Origin of the sequence: Pantoea sp. JZ29 (assembly GCF_035190385.1) — a bacterium.
GTDB lineage: Bacteria > Pseudomonadota > Gammaproteobacteria > Enterobacterales > Enterobacteriaceae > Pantoea > Pantoea stewartii.
Genome location: NZ_CP045241.1, coordinates 1,603,529 through 1,616,771 on the forward strand (window position 1 = coordinate 1,603,529; position 13,243 = coordinate 1,616,771).

The 13,243-nt window shown below is 50.2% G+C and carries 13 protein-coding genes; 8 read left to right on the forward strand and 5 right to left on the reverse strand.

Annotation, left to right across the window (positions count from 1 at the left end):
* Positions 1-396: 396 nt before the first annotated feature.
* The 3 genes from GC090_RS07515 to GC090_RS07525 all read right to left on the reverse strand — a co-directional run bounded on the left by GC090_RS07515 (position 397) and on the right by GC090_RS07525 (position 2,520).
* Positions 397-876 (reverse strand): Hcp family type VI secretion system effector, encoded by a 480-nt coding sequence (locus tag GC090_RS07515; RefSeq protein WP_110268260.1) that lies wholly within the window; start codon positions 874-876, stop codon positions 397-399.
* Positions 877-1,084: 208 nt separating this feature from the next.
* The gene (locus tag GC090_RS07520; RefSeq protein ID WP_324021253.1) at positions 1,085-1,564 is read right to left on the reverse strand and encodes a hypothetical protein; all 480 of its coding nucleotides are present in this window, start codon (positions 1,562-1,564) and stop codon (positions 1,085-1,087) included.
* Between the two features lie 263 nt (positions 1,565-1,827).
* Positions 1,828-2,520 carry a hypothetical protein gene (locus GC090_RS07525; RefSeq protein ID WP_324021545.1) on the reverse strand — a complete coding sequence of 231 codons (693 nt, stop codon included), beginning with the start codon at positions 2,518-2,520 and terminating at the stop codon, positions 1,828-1,830.
* Between the two features lie 1,100 nt (positions 2,521-3,620).
* Here GC090_RS07525 and dacD point away from each other — a divergent pair.
* The 3 genes from dacD to tmaR all read left to right on the forward strand — a co-directional run bounded on the left by dacD (position 3,621) and on the right by tmaR (position 6,529).
* Complete coding sequence (dacD, locus tag GC090_RS07530) at positions 3,621-4,778, forward strand: serine-type D-Ala-D-Ala carboxypeptidase DacD (protein ID WP_172913000.1); 1,158 nt, start codon at positions 3,621-3,623, stop codon at positions 4,776-4,778.
* 208 nt (positions 4,779-4,986) lie between these two features.
* Complete coding sequence (locus GC090_RS07535; protein WP_033740425.1) at positions 4,987-6,042, forward strand: FUSC family protein; 1,056 nt, start codon at positions 4,987-4,989, stop codon at positions 6,040-6,042.
* 160 nt (positions 6,043-6,202) lie between these two features.
* Positions 6,203-6,529, forward strand: a complete 327-nt coding sequence (gene tmaR, locus GC090_RS07540) for a PTS system regulator TmaR (RefSeq protein WP_033740422.1) — start codon at positions 6,203-6,205, stop codon at positions 6,527-6,529.
* Positions 6,530-6,601: 72 nt separating this feature from the next.
* Here tmaR and GC090_RS07545 read toward each other — a convergent pair whose 3' ends face one another.
* Both GC090_RS07545 and GC090_RS07550 read right to left on the reverse strand, forming a co-directional pair.
* Entirely contained in the window at positions 6,602-7,660 is a 1,059-nt protein-coding gene (locus GC090_RS07545) for a LacI family DNA-binding transcriptional regulator (protein WP_033740416.1), read from the reverse strand.
* Between the two features lie 92 nt (positions 7,661-7,752).
* A complete protein-coding gene (locus GC090_RS07550; RefSeq protein WP_324021256.1) occupies positions 7,753-8,667 on the reverse strand; it encodes a ketopantoate reductase family protein in 915 nt (304 codons plus the stop codon).
* Positions 8,668-8,936: 269 nt separating this feature from the next.
* Between GC090_RS07550 and GC090_RS07555 the strand changes: the two genes are divergently transcribed.
* From GC090_RS07555 to GC090_RS07575, 5 genes are all read left to right on the forward strand, one after another.
* A complete protein-coding gene (locus GC090_RS07555; RefSeq protein WP_054633503.1) occupies positions 8,937-9,959 on the forward strand; it encodes an LLM class flavin-dependent oxidoreductase in 1,023 nt (340 codons plus the stop codon).
* A gap of 460 nt (positions 9,960-10,419) precedes the next feature.
* Positions 10,420-10,902 (forward strand): Hcp family type VI secretion system effector, encoded by a 483-nt coding sequence (locus tag GC090_RS07560; RefSeq protein WP_039338087.1) that lies wholly within the window; start codon positions 10,420-10,422, stop codon positions 10,900-10,902.
* A gap of 31 nt (positions 10,903-10,933) precedes the next feature.
* On the forward strand, positions 10,934-11,416 hold the full coding sequence (locus tag GC090_RS07565) for an Hcp family type VI secretion system effector (RefSeq protein WP_033740412.1): 483 nt from the start codon (positions 10,934-10,936) through the stop codon (positions 11,414-11,416).
* Positions 11,417-11,452: 36 nt separating this feature from the next.
* Positions 11,453-12,289 carry a hypothetical protein gene (locus tag GC090_RS07570; RefSeq protein ID WP_054633505.1) on the forward strand — a complete coding sequence of 279 codons (837 nt, stop codon included), beginning with the start codon at positions 11,453-11,455 and terminating at the stop codon, positions 12,287-12,289.
* A gap of 666 nt (positions 12,290-12,955) precedes the next feature.
* The gene (locus GC090_RS07575) at positions 12,956-13,207 is read left to right on the forward strand and encodes a SymE family type I addiction module toxin (protein WP_172912958.1); all 252 of its coding nucleotides are present in this window, start codon (positions 12,956-12,958) and stop codon (positions 13,205-13,207) included.
* The last annotated feature ends 36 nt before the right edge of the window (positions 13,208-13,243 follow it).

The following is a 13,243-nucleotide window of genomic DNA, read 5'->3' on the forward strand; positions in this document are numbered from 1 at the left end:
ATATTCCGGCCCATCTAAAGTTGCAGATACCGGCGGCCAGGGTACACGCATTTCATTAAAACCGTGATTCGTTTTCGGTATGGTTTCAGAATTGCCAATGGTAAGGGAAAGGACATCATGCAGGGAGGCGGTCTCATACCAGGACGTGCCGCTTATGGAAAGCAACGTGCCGTTTTTATTGCCTTGTGATGACAGTTAAACGCTGGACGCCGCGTTTGTGTGCAATTATTCTGGCGGCCGGTTGGGGTCATAGCCGAATGCCTTGTCTCGTCCGTTGGTATGCTCATACGCTGATAAGATTAATCAACTGGCGCAGAAGAGACGCGAACGCGTGCCCGCGTCGTTGCAGGCTTACGACAACAATGCTTCTGGCTCCATCGCAGACCAGCAGGTCGTTTAAGCCGTCGCGCGATCGTTCCATGCGTCGCGGAAGATAATATTTCCCTCTACATATTTCCAGGTAATCGCCTCATAGCGCATCTCCAGGGTTTCCAGATGAGTGCTGCTCATCCCATTCGGTGCGAGGTAGGGCGAAACAGTCGTTATTTTGACATTTTCTAAGATAATATTGAAATAGTCGACTTCTGTACCAGAATCCAGAATATGATACATTTTAATTGTAGCCTTCTTCATAGGACGACCCTGGCATACAGCGCGATATAAAATGGGTGTGGTTCTGTCAAATTCTTTCACTATTGTAATGGGGCGGTGAATACGGGTCCCAGTTAGTTTCCCCCAACTGGGATCAACCGGAATGGTTACGCCGTGAGAAAAAGATTTTAATTCGATTGAACCTAACCGTAGTGGCATCTGGCAACTACCAACAATGGGTGAGCCGTTTTCATCTTCAAGCCATAAATGTGCGGGGGTAGTCATATGATTTCCTTAAATTATTTATGTTAAAAATCACCGTTCAAAACGGAAAAGAATGAACAAAAAAACAGAGAAATAAGCCATAGTGGAGCTTTTGGGAAAAAACTGACCTGTATTACAGAAAATATGAGAGTTAATACGGTTGGAGTGTACTGCAATACCAATGGTTTTAATATTATCATAAGGGCTCTTTTTAACAGGCCCATAAGTATTATCCAGCCATGCTGGAAATGATATCGACGACTTCATCATCAGTGAAAATCTGAGTTTTAATATGTCCAATGCGCTCAAATAATGACTCTATTAAGAAATACATCATTCCGGGTTCATTTTTATATAAATCAGAGTAATAAGCCGTATTTATAAATTGAAGACGGTTCGCACTGTTTGCCGATTTCTGAACAACGCCATAAACACCAGGAAAGCCTGCAACCACACCTGCGTGTCGACCAGTCAATGCACTCATTTGGAGATTCAAATTTATACCGGTGGCGGCGGCTGATGCCGTTGCTAATGCAAAACCGGTATTTGTCAGATAACTGGCTGCAACATGAACATTCACAGCCATAAGGGATGTTTTTATGTATTGCAATTTACTGTTTATTTTGTTTTTAACTGAGAAACTTTTGTTCATATTAACGTATGGTTGTTGGGTTGCCGAGTAACCTGTTGAATTATTGATGCCAGGCATTTACGCTAAAACTTTCATCTTCAAGACACAAGCGCATGTGAACAGATGTCTCACTTCCTTGTCATGAAAAAATTACCATTTAAAATACTTCATAAAGATAAAAATGATGAATATAGCGAAAATACCCACAGGCCATAGAGGTCCATCAGGAAATATCTGGAAGAAAACAACTGCAAATATTAGAACGCAAGCGGGTGGTGCATGAAGCGAAAACAGCTGTTGAAACAGCCACAGAAAAGTTTTCTTAATAAATGACATTATGGCTACCTAATCATCCTTTCAATGATATTAGCAATATCTGCCTCTGATGCCCATTGAGCCGGGAACGCGTCGGCACGGATAAATAAGGGCTCAACCAGAAAGTAGAGCATCTCAAGCTCATTAGCATATAGTGTCGAAAAGAATGCTGGATAGCTCATTCGAAGACGGTCAGCACTCTCTGCGGCCTTCTGCACAATGCCATACATTCCCGCATATGCTACTACTACACTCGCTGTACGACCAGCAATAGCGCCCATGTTAAGACTCAGATTCAGGCCGATTGAAACACATGTTGCCACTGCAAAAGCAAATCCAGATTTAGTTAAAGAGCTTGCTGCGATATAAATATTAACAGTCATTAGGATTTCTTTGATACATTCTATTTGAGCGGGTGTTTTTTGCTTGAGTATCTCCTCAAAATAAAAATAAAACATCTTATGAATAACTTCTTCATGCTGTAAAAAATGATAGAGACCTTTAGTAAATCTTACATCTTCATTCCGCTGTTTCTTACACACATCCTGGTATTGCTGAGTAAAGCACGATGTGTAATAAATGGCCCTTTTGGCACCTGCGCCAATCGTATTAATCTGCTTTGAAACAGAATCCATTACACCTGTTAACGCACGATCTAATTTAGAGGCTAATATGTTATTAGCTTGCAAATAATTTATTATCTCATCCCTGTAATACATTTCCTTGTCCTTTTCGATGTCCATTGATGTTCGTATTAACCGCTCGCCTTAATGATCTGCTGCGAGGTTAATGAAAACTTTTTGACCATATTGGTGTGTAATTATTAGTCTGTTAAGTAAGCGGATGGATTTTTAAAGCAAAAGTACTCACGCGAAAATGATTAAATTTCACTGACTCTACAAATCTCTCCACCATAGCGGCTTGATCTAAATCATGTGTTGGCTTTTGCCAGAGTCGGTTCGTTGTCTTTAAAGGTTATTTCATTCAATATTTATTACTGAAGCGATTTTTCTGTGTAACAAAATCAGGATGATGTTGAGTGGCACAAAACGCGGTGGCACAGAGGATAAATCCGCTTCCGGTCGGTTCGTAACGGCAGACTCTGACGGTCACGACGGGCGCATTTCTTCACAAAGCGTGACGGTGTGTAAAAGATCATATGCTTGTATCATCCTTTACATGGCGATGTTCAGCTGACAGGGCATTTAAGTTGATGAAGGTTATGCAACGGTTTACCTTCCTTGATGGTGTCAGGGCGTAGATTCCGAAACAGAATTAAGAAAGACATCTGTCTGATTCCTGATGATGACGTTCAGACCAAAATACTGGCGCAGAGCTAACCATACCGCTAAAAAGTGGATTCAAACTCAGGGTGTCCACGATTTATCAAATACTGATCGGCAAAGAAACGGCCGGGGCGGGTTAACGATGCATGGCGCGTCAGTAAGAAACACCCTGCAGGGATATGACCTCAACGAAAGACCTGACAGCGCAAAGCTCGTACCTCTAGTAAGTATTTAACGTCGCCCTTAAACGTTCGTCAGAGGGGGACACAGCGGCCGAACTCTTCCCGGAGCGCGAAGCATTTCCCTCAACCAAAAAGTGAATTCAGAGGCGGGCACGTCGCTGTCCTGTCTGCAAAAAATCAACGTTCAGGATAGTCGTCTGCGTGCCTGAGTACAACTGCCAGGGTGCAGGCTGTTGAATGGTGCGCAGCAGTTCATACTTTTTTTCAATTTATTTAAACCTTATTAAGGGTTTTGCCGTAAAACGTCCCGCTGTTCATGTCCGTTTTACTTGCTCAACTAAGGATGAAGTGTTGAAAAGGCGTCTGTTAATTACCGTAACTGTTTTTTGGGCTTCGCTGGCACAGGCCGACGATATGCCATTTCCTGTGACGCCACCGGCGATTGATGCAGCCTCCTGGGTGCTGATGGACGCCACCACGGGGCAGGTGCTGACCGCGGGCAATCCCGACGAGCGCCGGAATCCCGCCAGTCTGACCAAGCTGATGACCGGCTATGTGGTCGACCGCGCGATCGACCAAAAGAAAATTACCCGCGACGACATGGTGACGGTGGGAAAAGATGCCTGGGCAGCAGGCAATCCGGTCTTTAAAGGCTCCTCACTGATGTTTCTTAAGCCCGGTGATAAGTTAAGCGTGCGTGATCTCAGCCGCGGCGTGATCATTGATTCAGGCAATGACGCCTGCGTTGCGCTGGCGGATTACGTGGCCGGTAGCCAGGACAACTTTGTTAAGTTAATGAACCACTACGTGGAGAAACTGGGGCTGACGAATACCCATTTCGAAACCGTACACGGTCTGGATGCGCCGGGGCAATATTCCAGCGCACTGGATATGGCAAAACTGTCACGCGCCATTATTGATGGCGAGCCCGATTTCTATGCCATGTACCGTGAAAAAACCCTCACCTGGAACGGCATTACCCAGAACAACCGTAACGGCCTGCTGTGGGACAACAACCTGCACGTCGATGGCCTGAAAACGGGCCATACTGAAACGGCGGGCTTCAATATTATTGCCTCCAACATTGTGGGTCAGCATCGCCTGATTGCCGTCATCATGGGCGGGAAAAGTGCGAAAGGGCGTGAAGAGCAGGCGCGCAAGCTGCTGGTCTGGGGCCAGAATACGTTTGATACCGTACAACTGTTCCATGCCGGTAAGAAAATTGGCAGTGAACATGTCTGGTACGGTAATCCGCACCAGGTTGACGTGGGCACGGCAAACGATGTTTATCTGTCACTGCCGCGCAGCGAAATCCCGAACGTCAAAGCCAAATACGTGATCAACCGCACCGACCTGGAAGCGCCACTTAAAGCCAATGAGAATATTGGTGAAATCCAGGTGATGGACAAGGACAAGCAGATCGCCAGCTATCCGCTGGTGGCACTCACCGCCGTTAACGAGGCGGGCGTAGTGAGCCGCATCACGGACTACCTGAAACGCAAGTTCTAATCGTTACGTCCCTGCTTCGCCTTCGCGGGGCAGGGATGAACCCGCTATCGTGCGTCATGTGTTGTCGTCATGGTGAATTTTGCTGATTTCCGGGGCAGGGTTGTTGATAATGGTCCGATCAACGCTGTACAAGCGAAAACATTGACGGCGCGCCAGGATCGGCAGGGCGCGACGCGTAGAATCATTTTTTACCAGCGGACAAGCGACTTTGCGCTCTGATAAACCCATCTCAAATCTGGAATTCTGGTTATATCGTCATTACCGCAGCGTGCACGGGTTACGCATCGCGGTGGCGTTTCTGTGTGCGTTTCTGCTTGTCCGCGTCACGGGCATTCCCGAAGGCACCTGGCCTTTGATTACCCTGGTCGTGGTGATGGGGCCGATCTCGACCTGGGGAAACGTCTTCCCGCGCGCCATTCAACGCATTGGCGGAACGATTGCCGGGTCAATCTCTGGTCTTATCGCCCTCAGGCTGGAGATGATTTCGCTGCCCGGCATGCTGGCATGGTGCGCAGTGATCATGTTTATCAGCGGCTATCTGACGCTGGGGAAACACCCTTACATGGCATTGCTGATTGGCATCACGCTGTGCGTGGTTGTAGGCGCGCCAATGGGGGATTTCACCGTGGCGATGTGGCGCGGTGGCGATGTCATTTTAGGATCGTTACTGGCGCTGTTATTTACGGCCATCTGGGCGCAGCGTGCGTATATTCACTGGCGTATTCAGCTGTCAGATACGCTGGCAGAAATGGCCAAAATCTACCATGCGGGGTTTTCCGCCAACCTCGTGGAAAAGCCCCGGCTGAACAAACCGCTGGGCAAACTGCTCACCAGTGTGGTGAAAATGCGTGCCCTGCTGGAGCCGTCCAGTAAAGAAACCCGCATCCCAAAATCGGTGTTTGAAGCGATACAGACGTTGAACCGTAATATGGTGTACACCATTGAGATGCAAATTAATGCCTGGTGGGCATCACGCGAAAGTCATCTGATCATGCTGAATGCTCCGACGTTACGCCGCACGCAGGAGATGACCGAAAACGCGCTGCGAACCTTATCGGTCATGGCTGTGAAGGGGGAAACCTACGACATCATCGCGGCCAATCATGAGTTAACGGAAATCGTCAAAGAGCTTAAGCAGTTGATCGCTGACGGGAGTGACCGTCTGGAAGAAGCGCCGATTTATGGCTATGTCTGGCTGAGTCTGGAGCTGGCGAAGCAGCTGGAACGCATGACGGATTTGATGCGCCTGGCGCTGCGTAAATAATCACCTCAGACAATGACTTAATGCGAAACCCGGTTTTTTTGCGCTAAGATAAGAGCCAGTCCGAATTTAGCTGTGAGAATTGCCCACAAGGCTGGCTGGCCGCTAAGCTGATCGTTTTGACTCTCTCCCTGCTTTAGCAGGCTTAAAGAAAGGTGCCATCATGGAAAATGCCAAGCAATCATTTCAGGACGTACTTGAGTTTGTCCGTACGTTCCGCCGCAAGAACAAACTGCAGCGTGAAATCGTCGATAATGAGAAGAAAATTCGTGACAACCAAAAGCGTGTGCTGCTGCTGGATAACCTGAGCGAATACATCAAACCCGGCATGAGCGTTGAGGCGATTCAGGAAATCATCGCCAGCATGCGTGCCGACTATGAAGATCGCGTGGATGAGTACATCATCAAAAACGCTGACCTGTCTAAAGAGCGCCGCGAGCTGTCTAAAAAGCTCAAGACCATGGGCGTGGGCGAGACGAAAACGCCATAAGGCAACGCGTATTATCGCTGATAACCAGCCCGCTCCAACCATCCGGTTGGGCGGGTTTTTTTGCGTCCGCGATCAGCGGGACAGCTTGCGGGCAATCTGCTGTAACTGACGGGCCAGCGCGGATAAGTCTGCGTCTTTGCTGGCCGGCGCGGCGGTGGTTTCCCGTACGACCAGTACCGGCTCCAGCGTCCGTGACGCGACCGCTTCCCCCTGCAGCGCGGCCAGCGCCTGCTCCACGCTCGTGGCACCCAGTTGCTGGAGATCCTGACGAATCGTGGTCAGCGGCGGCTGGTACCAGGCGCTTTCTGCCGTGTCATCGTAGCCGACAATGGAGATTTCAGCCGGAATCGCCACGCCATGCTGATGCAATGCCCGCATGGCACCCAGCGCCATTTCATCATTCGCTACCAGCAGCGCCTGGGGCAGCGCGTCCGGTAACTGAGACAGCATAGCCTGGTAGCCCGACTGGGCACTCCAGTCGCCGCGCAGCACACAACAGGGAGACAGACCGTGCCCGGCCAGCGCCTGGCGCCAGACCGCTTCACGCTGACGGGCCGATACCGAGCGAACCGGACCATTCAGCAGGCCGATGTGCGTATGTCCGAGCGCGACGAGATGCTCAACCGCGGCCCGCGCCCCTTTTTCATTGGAGTACTGGCAATGAGACACAACGGCGTGCGGTTCAGCATCCAGAAAAAGCACCGGTTTTTTGCCACACAGACGACGGATTTTTTCCGCGTCGGCGGCCTCAAGCGGCATATTAATCAGCACGGCATCAACGCGCTGCGCCATCAGTTCATTCACCGTGGCTTCGGCATCGTCCGCGCTGTCCATAGCAATGACTAAATGGTAGCCGGCTCTGGCGGCGCGCTGCTGTATTGCCGAGGCAATCTGCGCTGGGGCCATTAACGCCAGATTGCTGGTGGCCAGGCCAAGGGTCCGCGTGGCTTTACCCGCTAACTGCTGCGCAACCCGATTGGGAACGTAGTTGAGCTGTTGCATCGCCGCTTCCACTTTTTCGCGGGTACGGGGAGAAACCTGCTCAGAGCGATTAAGCACACGAGAAACGGTTTGATAGGAAACGCCCGCCAGTTGGGCAACATCATCAAGGGTCACAGAGCGGGACGTCATTCTTCCTCCAAAAGATGAGGCAGCGAGTGTAACAAATTTCCGTTACCCACGCGTCGTGCAACGGCGTGGCTGCGTGCTCATCACATCCGTGTTTAACGGTTCTGTTGATAGATCTGCAGGTTGACATTGACCGCGTTCAACAGCGGTGCAGTGATGCCATGACGGCTGGCACGTAACAGCAGGTCGCCAATGATCGGGTCGGCTTCAATCGCAAAGCCCTGGGTCAAATCACGATACATTGAGGAGGTCATCGGCGTCGACGCGTCGTTCAGCAGCGCGTAGATTTTGGCGGTCACGGCCGGGCGCGGTTGGTAGCCCTCAGCACAGATAATCTGCAGCACTTCGCTATAAATGCCCTGAAGCAACATCTCGCCGCCTGGCTGGTTCAGCACCTGTTGCGTATTCCCCCGCGCCAGACAGCACACGGCGCCGAGCGTGCTCAGCAGCAGCCATTTTTCCCATAATTCACCGATAATATTGTCGGTAAAAACTGTGTCGACCACGCTGCTGCGAAGGGCAACATCAACCCGCTGAAGCCGGGCCTCATTATTACCATCCAGCGCGCCGTAACAGATCTGGTGCAGAGGCGTTAACTGCACCACATGGCCCTGGTCGTTCAGCGTGGCGTTAATTTTGCACAGCCCACCGATCACCCTGTCGGCACCAAAGTGGGTGACCAGCGTATCGATATGCCGCATGCCATTCAGGATCGGCATGATCAGCGTGTGCGGACCGACAGCCCGCTCAATGTCCTGGATGGCCTGATCCAGACCGGTGCTTTTGACCGTGATGATGATTAAGTCGTAATGCGTGTCCAGGCTGTCGGCAGTGATCAACGTCGGATGCAGCGTTTCCTGCCCTGATGGGGTCTGCAGCACCAGGCCCGTTTGTTGTAACTGACGGAAACGGCCTTCACGGACCAGAAAGGTCACATCCTGTCCGGCCTGCATCAGCCGCGCACCAAAATAACCGCCGGTTGCACCCGCACCTACCAGTAAAATACGCATCCCTTTTCCCTCTGTTAAACGCGCCTGTCCAGATGCAGGACAGAAAGTTTAGTTATGCGTTAAAACCCATTCTGCCCGCAAGCATTATTACATTCCGCATGGGCACAGAATCGCGCATTGATCGTGTTCCATTGAGCGCGACCTATGTCAAAAATCTTGAATATAGTGCTTAAGTATATTCACTATCCCTCATGACATGGCTGGCGTAACCTTATTTCATCGATGTTTATCATGCGAAAGCACCCGTCTTTCGCCAGGAGATGTTACAGATGAAAAAGATTGGTTTTCTCTCATTTGGCCACTGGACGCCCTCGCCGCAGTCCGCCACGCGTTCTGCCCAGGATGTGTTGCTGCAATCTATCGACCTGGCCGTCGCAGCGGAAGAACTGGGCGCGGATGGGGCCTATTTTCGTGTGCACCACTTCGCCCGTCAGCTCAGCTCGCCGTTCCCGCTGCTGGCTGCGGTCGGTGCACGCACCAAAAAAATTGAAATAGGGACTGGCGTGATCGACATGCGCTATGAAAATCCGCTTTATATGGTGGAGGATGCCAGCGCTGCGGATCTGATTTCCAACGGTCGCTTACAGTTGGGACTGAGCCGTGGTTCACCCGAGCAGGTGATTGATGGCTGGCGTTACTTCGGCTACGTGCCGCAGGAAGGCGAGACGGATGCGGACATGGGCCGTCGCCATACGGAAGTGTTCCTGGATGCGCTGCGTGGCGAAGGCTTTGCTAAACCGAATCCCCAGCCAATGTTCCCCAATCCACCGGGCTTGCTGCGTCTTGAACCGCTGTCGGAAGGCTTACGTGAGCGTATCTGGTGGGGCTCGGGTTCCAACGCCACCGCAGTATGGGCAGCGAAAATGGGCATGAATCTGCAAAGCTCGACGCTGAAAGATGATGAAACCGGCGAGCCGTTCCACATCCAGCAGGCCAAACAGATTCGCGCCTACCGTGATGCCTGGAAAGCGGCAGGGCATCAACGTGAACCGCGGGTTTCCGTCAGCCGCAGTATCTTCGCGCTGGTGAATGATATGGACCGCGCCTACTTTGGTCGCAGTGGTCAGGATCAGGATTCCGTCGGTTTTCTGGATGAGAAAACCCGCGCCATTTTCGGTCGCAGTTACGCGGCTGAACCCGAAAAGCTGATCAAACTGCTGGCAGAGGATCAGGCGATTGCCGAAGCGGATACCTTGCTGCTCACCGTGCCGAATCAGTTGGGCGTGGAATATAATGCCCATGTGATTGAAGCGATTCTGAAGTATGTCGCTCCTGAATTAGGCTGGCGTTAAACGCTAACTGATTCTATGAGAATAAGGCCCCCGCGCAGTCCGGATTGCGCGGGGTTTTTCATTCTTTTCCATCCTGATGTCCTGTCTTCTCTCCCGGTTACGTAGCAGTGAATACCGTTTTTTTATTTTAAAAAACTATTTCGTCGCGACACAATTTCTTATTAAGAATAACTCTTTCGGATTTATCTCAATAAAATCATGCGCGTTGTAAATTAATTGACATGAACTCATGTTAATTTTATTAATGAGTAAAGGGCGTAGAAAGAATCGTTGCCTGATTAACTATCCCTAATTGCTGCGTGAATAACGCAGTCATCTTTTTATTTCCACTTTATAGCGAACAGAAATGACAGGCCGGTGCTTATCCTGAATTTAAGATGGCACTGATGCTGACGAAATGTCTCAGCCTGGCGATGTGCATCGTGCATTTTGTCCCACCCCAAACTAACCGGAAAAAAGAATGGCGATCGATATTTATTTGAAAGTTGAAGGCACCACAGGTGAATCACAGGACAGTAAACATAAAGGATGGACCGACGTACTCTCATTTGAGTGGGGGGCTTCACAACCCGGCAATATGGCTGTTGGCGGCGGTGGTGGCGCGGGAAAAGTGAGTTTTAACGATCTGCGGATCAAAGCCTTAATCGATAAATCCACGCCAGCCATTCTTAAATACTGTTCCAGCGGAAAGCATGTTTCAAAAGTTGAACTGTCGGTTTGCAAAGCTGGCGGTAGTCAGATTGAGTACACGAAAATTGTGCTGGAAGATGTTCTGGTCACCGCAACGAATTTCAACGGTATCGGGCAAAGTGACACTATTGTTGTGGACTATGCCTTTCAGGCATCTAAAGTTTCTACCAGCTATTGGGAGCAAAGCGCCAGCGGGACTAAAGGTGCGGAAAGCAAAGCCGGTTGGGATATTAAACAAAATAAAGAGAGCTGAGTTAATCTGCCCGTAAATATAAAGGTGAAAAATGGCTATTGATATATTTTTGAAGATAGACGGGATTGAAGGTGAGTCGCAAAATGCGAATCATAAAAAATGGATTGATGTACTTTCATTTGACTGGGGCGCGCAGCAGCCAGGGAATATGGCCGTTGGCGGCGGTGGGGGAGCAGGTAAAGTAAATTACCGCGATTTAACCGTTGAGGCCTTAATTGATAAGGCCACGCCTGCATTAGTGAAATATTGCGCCAGTGGTAAACATCTGCCGAAAGTTCAGCTGTCCGTTTGCAAGGCGGGTGGACAGGAAGTGGAGTATACCCGCATCACACTTGAGGATGTCCTGGTGACACAGACTGACTTCACCGGCGTCGGGCACGCGTCAACGCTGGGTATGCAATATTCCTTTCAGGCCAGCAAAGTGGCACTGGAATACTGGGAACAGGCTTCTCAGGGAACGAAAGCCGCTTCTGTACAGATGGGCTGGGATATTAAACAAAATAAAGAAAACTAATGACTTTGTCGGGCGGCATCAAAAAGTGAGGGCGTTATGGCATTTCCAAAAGTGAGTCTTATTGAGGGCCTGACTACGGATCCTCGTTTTAATCCTGCGGGTTCCGCTAACTTTCTGTCCAAAGAGGTGCTTGATGAAGCGCTGATTTTAGTCAGATCGTTTGAACCAGCGGAAATCGCCCGGCTGAGTAAAACCGATACCAGCCAGATTGCTTATGCGATGTCGAATTATAAAGAAGATAATAACCGTCGTTATAAAACCTGGAACGAAGAGTCGGCTTCAGTCAGGAGGCCTGGCGGAGAAATTCGGCATCTTGACAATCGTATTGGCGGCGTCAGAGTTCAGCAGGCAAGTTCGATTGCGACAGGTGCGATATCAAGCTCTACTGGCGCTACAGGTGTGGTTTTATGGTCCGCTTACCAGGGTCTTGGAAGTATTATTGGACGGGGCTCTCTTCCTGTACTGGCGGCACTCTTTTCTGCGGCAGGCGCCTACTTCGTCAACAAAAAAACCGTTGCCGTTAATCAGATGGCTGCCCATATCAAAGCACTTGCGGATCTCTTTAATACTGCACATGAAGCCTTTGAAGACTTCAAAACAGAAGCGGAGCGTAAACGCGCTAATTTTAAACCCGATGATCAAATGCGTACGCCCCTCACCTTTGAGCAAACCGTGGCATCCCATAACGCCTGGCCCCAGGATCATGCGCGGGACATGACGCCCATCCTTCAGCAATTTATCCGCCATGAATATCAGCGTGTGGAGCTGTATGGCACAAGTGCCGAGTTTGTGAAGGTTTTTTTTAAAAACCAGGCACCCCTTTCTCTTTCACGCACGCAGTACAGTAATCTGATTAACTTAAAATTCCCGTAAGGAATGGCGAAAAGCTGTCTGAAGGCAACGCTATTCAGACGGCAAGCCCGCTTAGCGTGCCGGACGGTGAGTTCACGTCTTGATAAAGGTAAGCAGACTGACCACCTTACCGGTTAAAGCATACGCCCTGGATTTTGCGTTTACCGACTCACTTCTCAGATAAGTTACCCTGCGCGGATAAAGGTTACCCCGCGCTTTTCCGCCCGGGTAAACGGTATTGCTTTGCGCCAGCCAAAAGTCAGGCTTCAGGCCCCACCATTCACATTATCCATTCGCGCATACGGCGTGTCAGTTGGCGCGCAGTATGCGTTGGAGGCGCAATAACAGTCGGCCGCAGGGCCGGACGGGACAGACAGCAGAATATTGTCAACGTTATGCGAGTTAGCTTCCAGGTCCTGACTTGTTGTCATCCGCTAAAATCGTTATGGTTTACAAGCGTTTGTCAGACCCGATAGCGGGACCAGCCCAGTAAGAAAACCTCCCGATATCAGCGCGTCGGCACTCTTTTAACGCATTGATGTCTTGCAGACATAAACAGTAAGCGGGCTGTCTGAAGGCGCAAACCCGGTGCTGGTGCACCAGAAGCAGGTACAGCCTCATCCGGCCTGTATCGCGCCAAATGGCCTCGCGAATGATGGACTCACCTTATTGACCAGGAGCTTGCAAATGACGATGAATGCCCGATCTTCTGACGCTGCACTTACGGCGGCCTCATTTAAAACCCAGCGACATTATACAGTTGGATATGTACCTAAATTCGGGGACACCAGCACACCTGCACTGAACATTAGTGGCAAATGGTTACGTGAATTGGGATTCGAGACGGGGACGAAGGTAAGGGCAGAGATCAGCAAGGGCTGTATCGTGTTGCAGGTCGAGACACCGGAGTCAGAAGAGAACCTTTCCCCAGCGCGTTAAGGGTTGTGTTGCTCTCACCACCGTTTATAGTTACAG

Bases quoted from the DNA above. Each gene is read 5' to 3' on its own strand.
- tmaR (WP_033740422.1), top strand. From the start codon at position 6,203: ATGGAAAATGCCAAGCAATCATTTCAGGACGTACTTGAGTTTGTCCGT.
- GC090_RS07560 (WP_039338087.1), top strand. From the start codon at position 10,420: ATGGCGATCGATATTTATTTGAAAGTTGAAGGCACCACAGGTGAATCA.
- GC090_RS07555 (WP_054633503.1), top strand. From the start codon at position 8,937: ATGAAAAAGATTGGTTTTCTCTCATTTGGCCACTGGACGCCCTCGCCG.
- GC090_RS07550 (WP_324021256.1), bottom strand. From the start codon at position 8,667: ATGCGTATTTTACTGGTAGGTGCGGGTGCAACCGGCGGTTATTTTGGT.
- GC090_RS07520 (WP_324021253.1), bottom strand. From the start codon at position 1,564: ATGCCTGGCATCAATAATTCAACAGGTTACTCGGCAACCCAACAACCA.
- GC090_RS07565 (WP_033740412.1), top strand. From the start codon at position 10,934: ATGGCTATTGATATATTTTTGAAGATAGACGGGATTGAAGGTGAGTCG.
- GC090_RS07515 (WP_110268260.1), bottom strand. From the start codon at position 876: ATGACTACCCCCGCACATTTATGGCTTGAAGATGAAAACGGCTCACCC.
- GC090_RS07545 (WP_033740416.1), bottom strand. From the start codon at position 7,660: ATGACGTCCCGCTCTGTGACCCTTGATGATGTTGCCCAACTGGCGGGC.
- GC090_RS07575 (WP_172912958.1), top strand. From the start codon at position 12,956: ATGACGATGAATGCCCGATCTTCTGACGCTGCACTTACGGCGGCCTCA.
- GC090_RS07570 (WP_054633505.1), top strand. From the start codon at position 11,453: ATGGCATTTCCAAAAGTGAGTCTTATTGAGGGCCTGACTACGGATCCT.
- GC090_RS07525 (WP_324021545.1), bottom strand. From the start codon at position 2,520: ATGTATTACAGGGATGAGATAATAAATTATTTGCAAGCTAATAACATA.